Annotated in this window: 17 protein-coding genes; all 17 read left to right on the top strand. The window is 73.4% G+C overall.

The window, feature by feature from the left end; genetic code table 11:
* Window position 1 precedes the first annotated feature (1 nt).
* The 17 genes from M8316_RS05245 to M8316_RS05165 all read left to right on the top strand — a co-directional run bounded on the left by M8316_RS05245 (window position 2) and on the right by M8316_RS05165 (window position 15,760).
* Complete coding sequence (locus M8316_RS05245; protein WP_250052638.1) at window positions 2–1,312, top strand: homoserine dehydrogenase; 1,311 nt, start codon at window positions 2–4, stop codon at window positions 1,310–1,312.
* Window positions 1,309–2,427 (top strand): threonine synthase, encoded by a 1,119-nt coding sequence (thrC, locus tag M8316_RS05240; RefSeq protein ID WP_250052637.1) that lies wholly within the window; start codon window positions 1,309–1,311, stop codon window positions 2,425–2,427. Before M8316_RS05245 ends, thrC begins: the two co-directional genes overlap by 4 nt.
* Before the next feature lie 7 nt (window positions 2,428–2,434).
* Window positions 2,435–3,346 carry a homoserine kinase gene (gene thrB / locus M8316_RS05235; RefSeq protein ID WP_250052636.1) on the top strand — a complete coding sequence of 304 codons (912 nt, stop codon included), beginning with the start codon at window positions 2,435–2,437 and terminating at the stop codon, window positions 3,344–3,346.
* Between the two features lie 272 nt (window positions 3,347–3,618).
* Window positions 3,619–5,505, top strand: a complete 1,887-nt coding sequence (gene rho / locus M8316_RS05230; RefSeq protein WP_250052635.1) for a transcription termination factor Rho — start codon at window positions 3,619–3,621, stop codon at window positions 5,503–5,505.
* A gap of 121 nt (window positions 5,506–5,626) precedes the next feature.
* Entirely contained in the window at window positions 5,627–5,998 is a 372-nt protein-coding gene (locus tag M8316_RS05225; RefSeq protein WP_250052634.1) for a response regulator transcription factor, read from the top strand.
* Between the two features lie 155 nt (window positions 5,999–6,153).
* Window positions 6,154–7,941 carry a sensor histidine kinase gene (locus tag M8316_RS20995; protein ID WP_250052633.1) on the top strand — a complete coding sequence of 596 codons (1,788 nt, stop codon included), beginning with the start codon at window positions 6,154–6,156 and terminating at the stop codon, window positions 7,939–7,941.
* 170 nt (window positions 7,942–8,111) lie between these two features.
* On the top strand, window positions 8,112–8,321 hold the full coding sequence (gene rpmE / locus M8316_RS05215; RefSeq protein ID WP_250052632.1) for a 50S ribosomal protein L31: 210 nt from the start codon (window positions 8,112–8,114) through the stop codon (window positions 8,319–8,321).
* Window positions 8,322–8,431: 110 nt separating this feature from the next.
* A complete protein-coding gene (gene prfA / locus M8316_RS05210; protein WP_250052631.1) occupies window positions 8,432–9,505 on the top strand; it encodes a peptide chain release factor 1 in 1,074 nt (357 codons plus the stop codon).
* Between the two features lie 2 nt (window positions 9,506–9,507).
* The gene (gene prmC / locus M8316_RS05205; RefSeq protein WP_250052627.1) at window positions 9,508–10,365 is read left to right on the top strand and encodes a peptide chain release factor N(5)-glutamine methyltransferase; all 858 of its coding nucleotides are present in this window, start codon (window positions 9,508–9,510) and stop codon (window positions 10,363–10,365) included.
* 5 nt (window positions 10,366–10,370) lie between these two features.
* Window positions 10,371–11,030 carry an L-threonylcarbamoyladenylate synthase gene (locus M8316_RS05200; protein ID WP_308195962.1) on the top strand — a complete coding sequence of 220 codons (660 nt, stop codon included), beginning with the start codon at window positions 10,371–10,373 and terminating at the stop codon, window positions 11,028–11,030.
* A 6-nt stretch (window positions 11,031–11,036) separates the two neighbouring features.
* On the top strand, window positions 11,037–12,266 hold the full coding sequence (locus M8316_RS05195) for an MraY family glycosyltransferase (RefSeq protein ID WP_250052623.1): 1,230 nt from the start codon (window positions 11,037–11,039) through the stop codon (window positions 12,264–12,266).
* Window positions 12,267–12,395: 129 nt separating this feature from the next.
* Window positions 12,396–12,875, top strand: a complete 480-nt coding sequence (locus M8316_RS05190; protein WP_250052621.1) for a hypothetical protein — start codon at window positions 12,396–12,398, stop codon at window positions 12,873–12,875.
* 30 nt (window positions 12,876–12,905) lie between these two features.
* Window positions 12,906–13,241 carry an AtpZ/AtpI family protein gene (locus M8316_RS05185; protein WP_250052620.1) on the top strand — a complete coding sequence of 112 codons (336 nt, stop codon included), beginning with the start codon at window positions 12,906–12,908 and terminating at the stop codon, window positions 13,239–13,241.
* 16 nt (window positions 13,242–13,257) lie between these two features.
* Window positions 13,258–14,034 carry a F0F1 ATP synthase subunit A gene (gene atpB, locus M8316_RS05180; RefSeq protein WP_250052619.1) on the top strand — a complete coding sequence of 259 codons (777 nt, stop codon included), beginning with the start codon at window positions 13,258–13,260 and terminating at the stop codon, window positions 14,032–14,034.
* 107 nt (window positions 14,035–14,141) lie between these two features.
* The gene (gene atpE, locus M8316_RS05175) at window positions 14,142–14,333 is read left to right on the top strand and encodes an ATP synthase F0 subunit C (protein WP_250052859.1); all 192 of its coding nucleotides are present in this window, start codon (window positions 14,142–14,144) and stop codon (window positions 14,331–14,333) included.
* A 49-nt stretch (window positions 14,334–14,382) separates the two neighbouring features.
* Window positions 14,383–14,940 (top strand): F0F1 ATP synthase subunit B, encoded by a 558-nt coding sequence (locus M8316_RS05170; RefSeq protein ID WP_250052618.1) that lies wholly within the window; start codon window positions 14,383–14,385, stop codon window positions 14,938–14,940.
* A 1-nt stretch (window position 14,941) separates the two neighbouring features.
* The gene (locus tag M8316_RS05165) at window positions 14,942–15,760 is read left to right on the top strand and encodes a F0F1 ATP synthase subunit delta (protein ID WP_250052617.1); all 819 of its coding nucleotides are present in this window, start codon (window positions 14,942–14,944) and stop codon (window positions 15,758–15,760) included.

Genomic DNA, 15,760 nt, shown 5'->3' with positions numbered 1-15,760 from the left:
GATGGACGGCGTCAAGCCGCTGAAGGTGGCGGTGCTGGGCTGCGGCTCCGTGGGTTCCCAGGTGGTGCGGCTGCTGCGTGAGCAGGCCGGCGACCTGACGGCGCGCGTGGGCGCGCCCGTGGAGCTGGTGGGCGTGGCGGTGCGCCGCCTCGAGGCGACCCGCGAGGTGGAGGTGCCCGAGCACCTGCTCACCACCGACGCGCACGCCCTGGTGATCCGCGAGGACGTCGACCTGGTGGTCGAGGTCATCGGCGGCATCGAGCCCGCCCGCGGGCTGATCCTGGCCGCGCTCGAGAGCGGGGCCTCGGTCGTGACCGCCAACAAGGCGCTGCTGGCCGAGGACGGCCCGACGCTGTTCGAGGCCGCCGCCAAGGCCGGCCGCGACCTCTACTACGAGGCCGCGGTGGCCGGCGCCATCCCGATCCTGCGCCCGCTGCGCGAGTCGCTGGCCGGTGACCGGGTGACCCGCGTGCTCGGCATCGTCAACGGCACCACGAACTTCATCCTCGACAAGATGGACACCACGGGGGCGGGCTTCTCCGAGTCGCTCACCGAGGCCCAGGACCTGGGCTACGCCGAGGCGGACCCCACCGCCGACGTCGAGGGCTTCGACGCGGCCGCGAAGGCCGCCATCCTGGCGTCGCTGGCCTTCCACACCAGGGTCACCGCCTCCGACGTGCACCGCGAGGGCATCACCGAGGTCAGCGCGGCCGACGTGGCCTCCGCCGCCGACATGGGCTGCGTGGTGAAGCTGCTGGCCATCTGCGAGCTGCGCGAGGGCCCCGACGGCGAGGAGGCGGTCTCCGCCCGCGTCCACCCCGCCATGATCCCGGCGAGCCACCCCCTGGCGTCCGTGCGCGAGGCCTACAACGCGGTCTTCGTCGAGTCCGAGGCCGCCGGCCAGCTGATGTTCTACGGCCCCGGTGCCGGCGGCGCCCCCACGGCGTCCGCGGTGCTGGGCGACCTGGTGACGATCGCGCGGAACCGGCTCGCCGGCGCGCGCGGCGCGGGGGAGTCCGCCTACACCCAGCGGCCCGTGCTGCCGATGGGGGAGACCCGCACCCGCTACCACGTGGCGGCCGCGGTCGACGACAAGGCCGGCGTGCTGGCCGCCGTCGCGCAGGCCTTCGCCGAGCACGGCGTCTCGATCCAGACCGTCCGCCAGGAGGGCCGCGGCGACGACGCGACCCTCGTGGTCGTCTCCCACGAGGCCAGCGACGCCCAGCTGGCCGCGACGGTCACCCACCTGCAGGGCATGGACATCGTCCGCGAGGTCACCTCGGTGATGCGCGTCGAAGGAGGACACGAGTGAGCACCCAGGCGCCCGCCGGGCCCCGCACCCGACAGTGGCGCGGCGTCATCGAGGAGTACCGCGACCTGCTGGAGATCCCCGAGGGGACGCCGGCGGTCACGCTGCGCGAGGGCGGCACGCCGCTCGTGCACTCCGAGTGGCTCTCCGGGCTCACCGGTGCCGAGGTGTTCGTCAAGGTCGAGGGCTCGAACCCGACCGGCTCCTTCAAGGACCGCGGCATGACCGCGGCCATGTCGGTGGCCAAGTTCCAGGGCGCCCAGGCCTGCGTCTGCGCCTCCACCGGCAACACCTCCGCCTCGATGGCCGCCTACGCCGCCAAGGCGGGGATGAAGCCGCTGGTGCTCGTGCCCGAGGGCAAGATCGCCGCCGGCAAGATGGCCCAGGCCATCGTCCACGGCGCCCAGGTGATCATGGTGCGCGGCAACTTCGACGACTGCCTGATGATGGCCCGCGGCCTGTCCGAGAAGTACCCGGTCGCGCTGGTGAACTCGGTGAACCCGGTGCGTCTGGAGGGGCAGAAGACCGCCGCCTTCGAGATCGCCGACTTCCTCGGTGACGCCCCCGACCACCACGTCCTGCCCGTCGGCAACGCCGGCAACATCTCGGCCTACTGGCTGGGCTACCGGCAGTACCGCGACCTCGGCCAGACCACCCGGCTGCCCGTCATGCACGGGTTCCAGGCGGCCGGCGCGGCCCCGCTGGTGATCGGCGAGCCCGTCCCGAACCCGGAGACGAAGGCCACCGCGATCCGCATCGGCAACCCGGCGTCCTGGGACCTGGCCATCGCGGCCCGTGACCAGTCGCGCGGCAGCATCGCCTCGGTCACCGACGAGCAGATCCTCGCCGCCCAGCAGGACCTCGCCCAGCGCGACGGCGTCTTCGTGGAGCCCGGCTCCGCGGCCAGCGTCGCCGGCCTGCTCCAGGAGGTCGCCGCGGGCGTGGAGTACCGCGGCAGCACGGTCGTCGTCACCGTGACCGGCCACGGGCTCAAGGACACCGCGACCGCGCTGGAGGGCTTCTCCGCGGGCGGTCGCAGCGTCGTGGACACCGTGGTCGACGCGGACGTGGACGCCGCGGCCGAGGCCGCGGGCCTGACCACCTCCGGCCTGGCCTGAGCCCCGCGTGGTCTCCTTCGCCTCCGGGCCGGTCCGCGTCCGCGTCCCTGCCACCTCCGCCAACCTCGGCCCGGGCTTCGACTCCCTCGGGCTGGCCCTGGGCCTGCACGACCACCTCGAGGCCGAGGTGCTCGACGAGGGGCTCGTCGTCGAGGTGTCGGGCTCGGGCGCGCAGGACGTGCCGCGCGACGAGTCGCACCTCGTGGTCCGCTCGATGCGGGCCCTCTTCGACCTCGTCGGCGCCCAGCCCCCGGGGCTGCGCCTGTCCTGCGAGAACGTCATCCCGCACGCCCGCGGACTGGGCTCCTCCTCCGCGGCGATCGTCGCCGGCCTGGTGCTCGCCCGCGGCCTCGTGGCCGGCGGTGCCCTGCTGGTCGACGACGACGCGGTGCTCGACCTGGCGGCGCGGATCGAGGGCCACCCCGACAACGTCGCCCCCGCCTTCCTCGGCGGCTTCGTGGTCTCCGGGCAGGACGAGGACGGCACCTTCTACGCCGTGGGCGCGCCGGTCGACCCGCGCGTCGGCGCCGTGGTGCTGGTGCCGCCCACCCCGGTCTCCACCGAGGCCGCCCGCGGCCTGCTCCCCGCCACCGTGCCCCACGCCGACGCCGCCGCGGACGCGGGTCGCACCGCCCTGCTGGTAGCCGCGCTCGGCGGCCGGCCCGAGCACCTCCTGCGGGCCACCCGGGACTACCTGCACCAGGACTACCGCCGCCCGGCGATGCCCGAGTCCCTGGCCCTCGTCGACGCGCTGCGCGCCTCGGGCGTCGCGGCGGTCGTCTCCGGCGCCGGGCCGACGGTGCTGGCGTTCACCGACGGTCCCGACGGCGGGCTGACCGCCGACGTGCTGGCCCGCTGCCCCGAGGGCTGGTGGGTCTCCTACCTGCCGGTGGAGACAGCGGGCGCGGCGCTGGTCTGACGCCGGTCGGGCGCCTGCCCGGTGACCTGCCTGCGCGACCTGGGACGTGCCCGCCCATGGGCCACGGTCGTGCTGCTAGCCTGCTCGCGTCGCTCGGTGGCCGCCTCACGTCGCCCACCTGCGACGTCCCCGCACCGCCCGGCCCGGGTCCACTCCCGGCAACGGTCCTCCGGCGCGGGAGTCCGATCCAGCAGATGGACTCTGGAGATCAACCTCACCGATCAGCCGTCCGGCGTCGTCCGGCGGTACCCCGTCGTGGGAAAGGAACGTACGTGACCGAGAGCCCCGAGGCCGCCACCGCGGCCAAGGCCCGCAAGAAGCCGACCAGCCTGAACGGCATGCTGGTGGCCGACCTCAAGGCCATGGCCGGCGCGCTCGGCATCGCCGACGCCGAGCAGATGCGCAAGCCGCAGCTCGTCGAGGCGATCAAGAACCTGCAGGACGGTGCCGCCGCGGAGAAGGCCGCCGCCCCCGCGCGGCAGCCGGCGCAGGAGACGGCCCAGAAGCGCGCCCGGAAGACCGCCCAGAAGCCGGACGAGAAGGCGGACGAGCCGTCGGCGGACCGGCCCGCCGAGCAGTCTGCCGAGACCGAGGGCGGTGAGCGCCCGTCGCGTCGCTCCCGCCGTTCCCGTGGCCAGGGCGACGGCCAGCAGCCCGACGGCGCCGAGAAGCAGGGCAACCAGCAGGACGAGAAGTCCGGGGGCAACCAGCAGGGGGGCCAGCAGGGGGGCCAGCAGGGCAACCAGCAGAAGGGCCAGAAGGGCCAGCAGAAGGGCGACAAGCAGCCCCAGCAGAAGCAGGGCGGCCAGCAGGGCAACCAGCAGAAGTCCGGCGACAAGCAGCAGGGCGGCCAGCAGAGCAACCAGCAGGGGGGCCAGCAGAACAACCAGCAGGGCCAGAACAACCCCGGCAACCAGAACCTGCAGCAGGACGAGGACGACGACGAGGAGGGCGGCGGCCGCCGCAACCGTCGTCGCCGCGCCCGCGAGCGCGAGCGCGGCCGGACCCGTGGCGAGGTCGACACCACGATCCTCGAGGACGACGTGCTCGTGCCGGCCGCCGGCATCCTCGACGTCCTGGAGAACTACGCCTTCGTGCGCACCACCGGCTACCTGCCCGGCCCGGACGACGTCTACGTCTCGCTCTCCATGGTCCGCAAGCACGGCCTGCGCCGCGGCGACGCCGTGACCGGTCAGGTCCGCACGCCCCGCGAGGGCGAGCGCAAGGAGAAGTTCAACCCGCTCGTGCGCATCGACACGGTCAACGGGCTGGACCCCGAGGAAGCCCGCGACCGTCCGGAGTTCTCCGACCTGACCCCGCTGTTCCCCACCGAGCGGCTGCGCCTGGAGACGACCGCCGACGAGCTGGTCGGCCGGGTTGTCGACCTCGTGGCCCCGCTGGGCAAGGGCCAGCGCGCCCTGCTCGTGTCCCCGCCCCAGGCGGGCAAGACGATGGTGCTCCAGGCGGTCGCCGACGCGATCACCCGCAACAACCCCGAGACCCACGTGATGGTCGTGCTGGTCGACGAGCGGCCCGAGGAGGTCACCGACTTCACCCGCTCCGTGCGCGGCGAGGTCATCCCCTCCACCTTCGACCGTCAGCCGGCCGACCACACGGTCGTCGCCGAGCTCGCCGTGGAGCGTGCCAAGCGCCTGGTCGAGCTCGGGATGGACGTGGTGCTCCTCGTCGACGGCCTCACCCGGCTCGCCCGTGCCTACAACCTGTCGGCCACCGGTGGCGGTCGCGTGCTCGCCGGCGGCGTGGACTCCTCGGCGTTGCACCCTACGAAGAAGTTCTTCGGTGCCGCCCGCAACATCGAGGACGGCGGGTCGCTGACGATCCTCGCGACGGCGCTGGCCGACACGGGCTCGGCGACCGACGAGGTCATCCTGGAGGAGCTCGAGGGCACCGCGAACGCCGAGATCCGGCTGCGCCGCGAGCTGGCCGAGCGGCGGGTCTTCCCGGCCGTCGACGTCACCGCCTCGGGCACGCGACGCTCCGCGGACCTCGCGGCGGCCGCCGAGGTCGCCACGACCGTGGCGGTGCAGGACGCGGTCCGTGACGCGGGCCTGCTCGAGGGCACGACCCGCCTCGTGGAGAAGCTGCGCACCACCGCGTCCAACGCCGACGTCGTGGCGGCCAAGGACCCGCTCGGCTGACGCACCCGCGACGCCCGGTCCGGCCGGGTGCCCGCGTCTCTCCGTCCCGGGGAGGGGCGGGTGCCCGGACCGGTACCGACGTCCGGCGCCGCGACGGGGTCCGCTGTGGCACGCTTCTCCCGTGGCACGCATCCTGGTGGCGGACGACGACGTCGACATCCGCGAGCTCGTCGAGTTCAAGCTCTCCTCGCTGGGGCACGACATCGTCGCCGTCTCGGACGGCGCCCAGGCCGTGGCCGCCGCCCGCGCCGACCGCCCCGACCTGGCCGTGCTCGACGTGATGATGCCGGTCGCCTCCGGCCTCGACGCGATCCGCGAGATGCGGGCGGACCCGGCGCTGGCCGACCTGCCGGTCATCCTGCTGACCGCGCGGGCCCAGGAGTCCGACGTCGAGAGCGGCTTCGACTCGGGCGCCGACGACTACATCACCAAGCCCTTCAGCCCCCGCGAGCTGGCCTCGCGGGTGGAGGCCCTGCTCGAGCGATCCCGCTGAGCACCGCTCCGCGGGACCTGTGACGAAGCCGCCCTCGGGGGAGCCCCGGGCGGTATTCTCGTCGGCACACAACCGTGCCGCCGGGGGCTCAGGCGAGCGGCAGGGGAGGGAGTCTCAGCATGGCCGAGGGGACGAGTCGCAGTGTCGCGTCGACCGTGAACCCGGCGCTGCACCGGCTGATGGGCCTGGTCGTGGCCCTGGTCGTGGTCGGGGTGGTCAGCGTCGTGCTCTCCGCGCAGGCGCTCAGCGGTCTCACCGGCTCCTTCCAGCCCGCGGTCGCCGCCCACGCGGGCGTGCTCCAGGACGTGACCGCCATCGACGCCGCGGTCGGTGACTGGGCGCGCACGGGGGACCCGGCCAAGCCGGCCGAGGTGGCCGACCTGCGGGAGCGGCTGGCCGGACACCTGCTCCGGGTGCGGGCCGGGGTCGGGGACGACGCCGAGCTGCTCGCCCTCGTCGAGGCCGAGGCCGGGGCGGCCGAGACCTGGCTGGACGACTACGTCGAGCCGCGGCTGGCGCTGCCGGGCGCGCGCTACCGCCCGGCGCTCTACGCCGTGGGCCAGGACCGCCTCGCCGACGTCGAGCAGGCGCACCAGTCGACCACCAGCGCGCTCGCCGCGGGCCTGGCCGAGGCCGAGGCCGCCGCGACCTGGCGCCAGTGGGGCGCGGTCGGCAGCCTGCTCGTGCTCGCGGTGCTCGCCGTGTGGGTGCTCGTCACGGCCCGCCGCTCGTTGCTGACCCGCCTGTCCACCCCGCTGCTGGAGCTGGAGGCCTGCGTCCAGCGGATGGCCGCCGACCCGACCGTCCGGGCCCGCCCGGCCGGCCCACGGGAGGTGCGCTCGATCGCGCTGGCCGTCAACGAGCTGGCCGAGGCGCAGGCCCGGGCCCGGGCCGTGGAGTCCCACATCCAGAGCTCGCTGCACACCCTCGACAGCGCCCGCGACGACTTCGTCTCCAACGTCTCCCACGAGCTGCGGACCCCGCTGACCACCATCGCCGGCTACCTGGAGCTCGTCGCCGAGGAGTTCGAGGGCCGCATGCAGCCGCGGCACGAGCGCATCCTCGACGCCACGCGCCGCAACGTGGGCCGGCTCAAGGCCCTCATCGACGACCTGCTGACGCTCTCCCGGGCCGAGACGGTCCGCACCGAGCGCGAGGCCAGCGACCTGGCCACCATCGTGCGCGACGCGGTCACCGACGTGCGGATCACCGCCGCCGGCCGTGACATCCGCGTCGTCATGGACGAGCCCGCGGGCACCGTCCCGACGCTGGTGGACCGGGCCCTCATGGGGCGCGCCCTGCTCAACATCGTCTCCAACGCGGTGAAGTTCTCCCGCCCCGACTCCAACGTCGAGGTCTCCGTGGTCGCCCTGCCCGACGACCAGGTGGCCGCGGTGACGGTGACCGACCACGGCATCGGCATCCCCGAGGACGAGGTGGAGCGGCTGGGCACGCGGTTCTTCCGCGCCCGCAACGCGGTGCAGAACGAGATCGCCGGCACCGGCCTGGGCCTGCGGATCGTCCAGACCGTCGTCGACCGCCACGGCGGCGACCTGCGGCTGAGCAGCGTCGAGGGCCAGGGCACCACCGTCGTCCTGCGGGTGCCGCTGCTGCGGGCGGGGGTCCTGCCCGAGCCCGGCGAGCCCACCGACGACGGCCAGGACGCGCTCGCCGACCCCGAGGAGGCGGGAGCCGCCCCGACGCCCGAGGCAGCCGAGCCCGCCGAGGCGATCGAGGCGGCCGACGACCGCGAGGACGACGCGGCCGAGGACGTCCCCGAGCTGCGTCTGCCGGAGCGCCTCGACCTCAAGCCCGGCGAGGTCTCGACCGGCGGCGGTGAGCGGCTGCCGAGCACGCCGCGCGCGCCACGGCTGGAGCAGCCCGGCGAGCCGACGGTCGACACGCCCCCGCCGTTCGTCGCCTCCGGACGGCACCCCGGCTGAGGCGTCCCCGGCGCAGCGGACGGGACGGCGCGCGGCAACCGGGAGCGCGGGAATTCGCCGCCGCCCGCGGCCGTTGGGCACAATGGTCCGTACGGTCCCGGTTCACGTCCGTCGACGCTCGCGCATCGGCCAGTGACGACCCGGGACGACCCATCGAGAAGGGACTTCCCATGAAGGCTGACATCCACCCGGAGTACGTCGAGACCGAGGTCATCTGCACCTGCGGCTCCACGTTCACCACCCGCAGCACCGTGACCAGCGGCCAGATCCGCTCGGACGTGTGCTCGCAGTGCCACCCGTTCTACACGGGCAAGCAGAAGATCCTCGACACCGGTGGGCGCGTGGCCCGCTTCGAGGCTCGCTACGGCAAGAAGAAGTAGCACCTCCGACCGAGCGCCGGTCTCCGTCCCTTGCGGACGGGGCCGGCGCTCGTCGTGTTCGAAGAGGTGACACCGCAGCGCCGGCGCAGGGCCGGGGGAGGGGACCACGCGTGTTCGAGGCCGTGGAGCACATGCTCGAGGAGCACACCGAGCTGGAGGGGCGGCTGGCGCTGCCCGAGACGCACGCGGACGCGCGCCTGGCCAAGCAGCTGAACCGCCGCTACGCCGAGCTGTCCGCGATCATCACCACCTGGCGCACCTGGGGCTCGCTGGCCGACGACCTCGAGGCCGCCCGTGAGCTGTCGGCCGACGACCCGTCCTTCGCCGAGGAGGCCGACCGTCTGGCGATCGCGCGCGAGGACGCGGAGGAGCGGCTGCGCCGTCTCCTCGTGCCGCGCGACCCCGCCGACGACAAGGACGCCATCCTCGAGATCAAGTCCGGCGAGGGCGGTGAGGAGTCCGCGCTGTTCGCCGGCGACCTGCTGCGGATGTACTCGCGCTACGCCGAGACCGCGGGCTGGGGCGTGGAGGTGCTCGACGCCGCCGAGTCCGACCTGGGCGGCTACAAGTCGGTCACCGTGGCGGTCAAGGCCAAGGGGAGCACCGAGCCCGGCCGCACCCCGTTCGCGCGGCTGAAGTTCGAGGGCGGGGTGCACCGCGTCCAGCGGGTCCCCGTGACCGAGTCCCAGGGTCGTGTGCACACCAGCGCCGCCGGCGTCCTGGTGCTGCCGGAGGCGGAGCAGGTCGACGTCGTCGTGGACGACAACGACCTGCGCATCGACGTCTTCCGCTCCTCCGGACCCGGCGGGCAGAGCGTCAACACCACCGACTCGGCCGTGCGGATCACCCACCTGCCCACCGGCATCGTCGTCTCCTGCCAGAACGAGAAGTCCCAGCTGCAGAACAAGGAGCAGGCCCTGCGCATCCTGCGCTCGCGCCTGCTGGCCGCGGCCCAGGAGGAGGCGGACGCCGCCGCAGGCGAGGCCCGCCGCAGCCAGGTGCGCACCGTGGACCGCTCGGAGCGGATCCGCACCTACAACTACCCGGAGAACCGCATCTCCGACCACCGCACCGGCTACAAGGCCTACAACCTCGACCAGGTGCTCGACGGCGACCTCGGCCCCGTCCTGGACTCCTGCGTCGACGCCGACATGGCCGCCCGCCTCACGGCCCTGGAGGAGTGAGCGTGGCCGCCGTGCGGGCCCTGCTGCGCGAGGCGTCGGCCGTGCTGACGGACGCCGGGGTGGCCAGCCCGGAGCACGACGCCGCCGCCCTGCTGGCGCACGTGCTCGACGTGCCGCGTTCGCGCCTGCCGCTGGTCGACGACGTGGGGGAGCAGGACGCCGGCCGGCTGGCCGCCCTGGTCGCGCGACGTGCCTCCCGGGAGCCGCTCCAGCACCTCGTGGGCACCGCTGCGTTCCGGCACCTCGAGCTCGCCGTCGGCCCGGGCGTCTTCGTGCCGCGGCCGGAGACCGAGCTGCTGGCGGGCTGGGCCGTCGAGGCCGCGCTGGCCCTCCAGGCGGCCGGCACCGCCGAGCCCGTCGTCGTCGACCTGTGCACCGGCTCCGGGGCCATCGCCGGCAGCGTCGCCCACGAGGTGCCCGGCGCTCGCGTGCACGCGGTGGAGCTCTCCGAGGACGCCTTCGACTGGGCCTCGCGCAACCTCGCCGGCAGCGGCGTCGACCTGCGCCAGGGCGACCTGGCCGACGCCTTCGAGGACCTACTCGGGCACGTCGACGTGGTGGTCTCCAACCCGCCCTACGTGCCGCTGGAGGCCTGGGAGTCCGTGGCCCCCGAGGCCCGCGACCACGACCCCCACCTCGCCCTGTTCAGCGGTGACGACGGGCTCGACGCGATCCGGGTCATCGCCCGCCGCGCACAGCGCCTGCTGCGCCCCGGCGGCGTGCTCGGGTTCGAGCACGCCGACGCCCAGGGCGAGTCCGCGCCCGAGGTGCTCGTGCAGGTCGGGGGCTGGGAGGACGTGCGCGACCACGCCGACCTGGCCGGGCGGGCGCGGTACTGCACGGCGCGACTGGCACGATGAGCACCATGGAGCGTTTTCCCACCGGGTCCGAGGAGGAGCGCGAGACCGCCGTCGCGGCCGCGAGCCGGGCCCTCCAGCGGGGCGGCCTGGCCGTCCTGCCCACCGACACCGTCTACGGCATCGCCGCGGACGCCTTCGACGCCGACGCGGTCGCCGACCTGCTGGCCGCGAAGGGCCGCGGTCGCGACATGCCGCCGCCGGTCCTCGTCTCCGCCCGCACGACCCTGGACGCCCTGGCCACCAAGGTCCCGAGCTACGCCCGGGCGCTGGTCGAGGAGTTCTGGCCCGGCCCGCTCACCATCGTGTGCCACCAGCAGCAGTCGCTGCGGTGGGACCTCGGGGAGACCCGGGGCACCGTCGCGGTGCGGATGCCCGACCACGACCTGATGCGCGAGGTCCTCGAGCGCACCGGCCCCCTGGCGGTGTCCTCGGCGAACCTGTCGGGGCGCCCGGCCGCCCTCGACGCGGACGCGGCCGAGGAGATGCTGGGCGAGGCCGTCGACGTGATCGTGGACGACGGGGCCTCGCCGGGCGGTGAGGCCTCGACCATCGTCGACGCGACCGGTGGCCAGGGCCGCGTGCTGCGGCTCGGGGCGCTCAGCCTGGAGCAGCTCAACGCGGTGCTGGAGCCGCTCGGCGCCACGCTGACCCTCGACGAGGACTGAGGCCCGGTGCGGGAGTACCTCCTCGTCCTCCTCGTCGCGGCCTCGGTCACCTACCTGCTGACCGTCGTCGCGCGCGAGATCGCGCTGCGCACCGGGGCCGTGGCCCGGGTGCGCGACCGCGACGTGCACGACGAGCCCACCCCCTACATGGGCGGGCTGGCCATGCTGGGCGGCCTCGGCGCCGCCTACCTGGTCGCCCGGCAGCTGCCGTTCCTCTCCCAGCAGTCGCCACCCTTCGTCTTCCGGGACGCGGCGGTGGTGCTGGTCGCCGGCGCGCTGATCTGCTTCGTCGGCGTCCTGGACGACATCTTCGAGCTGGACGCCCTGACCAAGCTGGGCGGCCAGCTGATCGCGGTCGGCATCCTCATCGGCTTCGGGGTGCAGTTCTACTTCGTGACGCTGCTGGACGGCACGCAGTTCACGCTGGACCTGAGCCAGGGCGCCCTCTTCACCGGGTTCCTGGTGGTGGCGACCATCAACGCGGTGAACTTCGTGGACGGCCTCGACGGCCTGGCCACCGGCGTGGTCGGGATCGGGGCGCTGGCGTTCTTCGCCTTCTGCTACCAGCTGACCAGCATCAACAACACCTCGCGCGCCTCCACGGCCGCCCTGCTGAGCATCGCCCTGGCCGGCGTGTGCCTCGGCTTCCTGCCGCACAACTTCAACCCCGCCCGCCTGTTCATGGGTGACTCGGGGTCGATGCTCATCGGGCTGGTGCTCTCGGCCAGCGCGGTCACCCTGAGCGGGCAGTTCTCCGCCAGCGAGCTGAGCGTGGACGGGTCGGGCTCGCCCGCCAGCCTGGCCCCGACGCTGCTGCCGATCGTGCTGCCCATCTCGATCCTGCTGGTGCCCCTGCTGGACCTCGTGCTGGCCGTGGTCAGACGGACCTGGGCCGGGCGCTCGCCGTTCTCGCCGGACAAGCAGCACCTGCACCACCGGCTGCTCGAGATCGGCCACTCCCAGCGGCGCGCGGTCTTCATCATGTGGCTGTGGGCGGCGCTGGTCGCGTTCGGCACCGTCTTCGCCAGCCTCTACTCGGGGCCGATGGTGGTCGCGGCCCTGGTGGTGGGCCTGCTCGTGACGGTCGCCCTCACCTTCCTGCTCCCCGCCGTCGGCCCGCGGAGGGTGCTGCCGAGCCAGGCCGCCACCGAGGTCGAACGCGTCCTGGACGCCTCGGGGGAGAGGACGCAGGATGGGACGGCCGGCCCCGGTGACGGGCGCCACCCGAGTTTGTGATAACTTTCACGAGCGCTCGGCGCCCCGCGGACCACCTGGTCGCAGGTCCGCGGAGCACGGTGTCCGGCACCGTCCCGGCGTCCCCGAGCGGGTGACTGTCGGGTGCGGACGCACAGCGGAGGGAGGCACATGAGCCAGGCAGCACGAGGCCCGTCGCAGGCACTGCTGCGGCCGCTGGTGCTCGCCCCCGCCGTGGCTCTGGCCGTCGTCGGCGTGGCCGCGTTGCTGGCCGCCGTCACCTCCGGCGGCGACGCCGCGCTGGGGGCCGTGGCCGGAGGCGTCGTCGGCGTCGTCGTCCTCGTCCTGGGCGCCGGAGCCGTGGCCCTGGTCGCCCGCGTCCTGCCGGCCGCGTCCCTGCTCGTCGCGCTCCTCACCTACGGGCTCCAGCTGGTGCTGCTGGTGGTCGCGCTCGGGTCGCTGACGGCAGGGGACGTCCTGGGCTCCGAGGAGGTCCGACCCTGGCTGTCGGGCACCCTGGTGGCCGTCGTCCTCGCCTGGACCCCGGCGCATCTCGTTGCCGCCGTCAAGCAGCGTGTCCCCGTGTACGACGCCCCCGTGAACAGCCCGAACGACACCAGTCGGACGGATGCGGATGCGGGTGCGCGATGAGCACCACAGCCTGCTATCGTCCGTGGCGCGATGGCCCGGCACGACACTCCCGCACGGCGGCCCGACCCCTCGGTGGGGAGCGGCTCCGGTGGGGACCCGTGGTCGGCCTTCGGCTACCTGGTGGCCGGGGTGTTCGTCTACGGCGGCATCGGCTGGGGCCTCGACCGTTGGTGGGGGACCGGCTGGCTGGTGGCCGTGGGGGTCATCGTCGGCGCCGCACTGGGGACCTACCAGACCTGGGCTCGCTTCCGCACACCGGAGGAGGAGCCCGCCGAGCAGCACCCGGGCAGCACGGACCCGGACACGAACTTGACGGGGGAACCACGGGCCGGCGGCCTTCGTTCCACCGACGACCAGACGCAGTGATCACACAGGAGTCACGTTGAGCAGCCTGATCATCAAAGCCGAGGGCTTCACCCCTCCGGGCCCGGCAGACTTCGAGCTCCCGGCCATCGCCTTCGGCGTGACCAAGCCGATGCTGCAGCTGGTGCTGGCTGCGGTCATCGTCTTCGTCTTCTTCTACGTCGCCGCACGCCACCGCCAGGTCGTGCCGGGTCGCCTCCAGTTCGCCGGCGAGCAGGGCTACAACTTCGTCCGCAACTCGATGAGCCGCGACATCCTCGGCACCCACGACTTCATGAAGTTCACGCCGTACCTCTTCGCGCTGTTCTTCTTCATCCTGGTGAACAACGTCTTCGCGACGATCCCGTTCTTCCAGTTCCCCACGTTCTCCCGCTCCGGCATGGTCTACGGCCTCGCGGCGATGAGCTGGATCATCTACAACGCGGTGGGCATCAAGAAGCACGGCTTCCTGGGCTACCTGAAGCTCCAGTCGGTCCCGTCGGGCGTCACCGGCCCGATCCTGGCGCTGCTCATCCCGCTGGAGTTCCTCTCCAACATCATCGTGCGACCGGTCACGCTGGCCCTGCGTCTGTTCGCGAACATGCTCGCCGGCCACCTGCTGCTGATCCTGTTCGCGCTCGGTGGCGAGTACCTGATCGTGGAGCTCGGCGGCGCCTACGCCGCGGTCGGCATCCTCTCGTGGGTCATGTTCATCGCCATCGCCTTCCTGGAGCTGCTGGTCCAGTTCCTCCAGGCCTACGTCTTCGTCCTCCTCAACGCCATGTACATCCAGGGCGCCCTCGCGGACGAGCACTGACCACCATTCTCAGGTAGCCGGCACCGCCGGACCTGCGGTCCCCGACCACCTCAGCTCTGACTCAGCAGAGAAACCCGAAAGGAAACCCCGTGGAACTCACTGGCTCCATGAACATGATCGGCTACGGCCTGGCCGCCATCGGCCCCGGCGTCGGCATCGGTCTCATCTTCGCCGCCTACATCGCCGGCGTGGCCCGTCAGCCGGAGGCCCAGGGCCGCCTGCAGTCGATCGCCATCCTGGGCTTCGCGCTGGCCGAGGCGCTCGCGATCATCGGTATCGCCCTCGCCTTCGTCCTCTGACCGGGCTCTGCGCCCACTTCTGACGTAGTAGCAGCCGGAAGGACCTGCCATGCACACGTTGACGACGGCTCTCGTCGTTGAGGCGGCCGAGGGGGAGCTCAATCCCCTCGTTCCCCACACGGCCGAGATCGTTCTCTCCCTGATCGTCTTCGGCATCCTCTTCTTCGCGGTGCGCAAGTTCGTGGTCCCTGCCTTTGAGCAGGCCTACGCCGAGCGCACGGCGGCGATCGAGGGCGGCATCGCCGCGGCCGAGTCGAAGCAGGCCGAGGCCGACGCCCGGCTCGCCGAGCTGGAGGCCCAGCTGGCCGACGCTCGTCACGAGGCTGCCCGCATCCGCGAGGAGGCTCGGGAGCAGGGCGCGGCGATCATCGCCGAGATGCGCGACCAGGCCCAGACCGAGGCGACGCGCATCGTCGAGAACGGCAAGACGCAGATCGAGGCGGAGCGTCAGCAGGCCGTCACGGCCCTGCGTGCCGAGGTCGGCGCCATCGCGACCGGCCTCGCCGGTCGCATCGTCGGCGAGAGCCTCGAGGACGAGGCTCGCCAGAGCCGCGTGGTCGAGCGCTTCCTCGTCGACCTCGAGGCCGGGACGTCGGGGGTCAACTGACATGACCTCGGACTTCCGCGGAGCCTCCGCCGATGCCGTCGCCGTCCTCACCGGCGAGCTGGAGAGCGCGCTCTCCGGCTCGCCGGAGGCGGCAGCGACGGTGGCGGACAACCTGTTCAGCGTCGCCCAGACGCTGCGCGGGGAGGCGGCGCTGCGCCGGTTCACCACCGATGTCTCCGTCCCCGTCGAGGCCCGCTCGGGCCTCGTGGGCGAGGTCCTCGGGGGCAAGGTCGACGAGATCAGCCTCGCGCTGTCCCGTTCGGCCGTGAGCCGTCGCTGGACCGTCACCCGTGACCTCGCGGACGCGCTCGAGCACCTCTCGGTGGTCGCTCGTGTCCGCGCGACCGGCGGCGACGCCGGTCGTCTGGCCGACGAGCTGTTCGTCTTCGCCCAGACGGTGAAGAAGAACCCCGCCCTGCGTGACGCCCTGTCCGACCCCGCGCGGTCGGTGGGTGACAAGGGCGCCCTGGTGTCCTCGCTGCTCGAGGGCAAGGCTCTTCCCGCCACCCAGGCGCTCGCCACCCAGGCGCTGTCCGGCACCTACCGGACCGTCGGCGTCGCGCTCGCCGAGTACCAGAAGGTCGCCGCGCACGTGCACGGCCAGGACGTCGCCACGGTCCGCGTGGCGCAGCCCCTGTCCGACACCGACCGTGAGCGTCTCGCCCAGGCCCTGACCCGTCAGTACGGGCGGCCGGTCCACCTCAACCTGGTCGTCGACCCCGCCCTCCTGGGCGGCATGCGCGTCGAGATCGGCGACGACGTCATCGACGGGACGGTCTCCGGCCGGCTCGCTGACGCCCGCCGCTCGCTCGCCGGCTGA

It is taken from the genome of Nocardioides bruguierae, assembly GCF_023554635.1.
Taxonomy (GTDB): Bacteria; Actinomycetota; Actinomycetes; order Propionibacteriales; family Nocardioidaceae; genus Nocardioides; species Nocardioides bruguierae.
The sequence above is the reverse complement of the archived record's forward strand: the minus strand, read 5'-3'. Positions and strand labels throughout refer to the sequence as shown.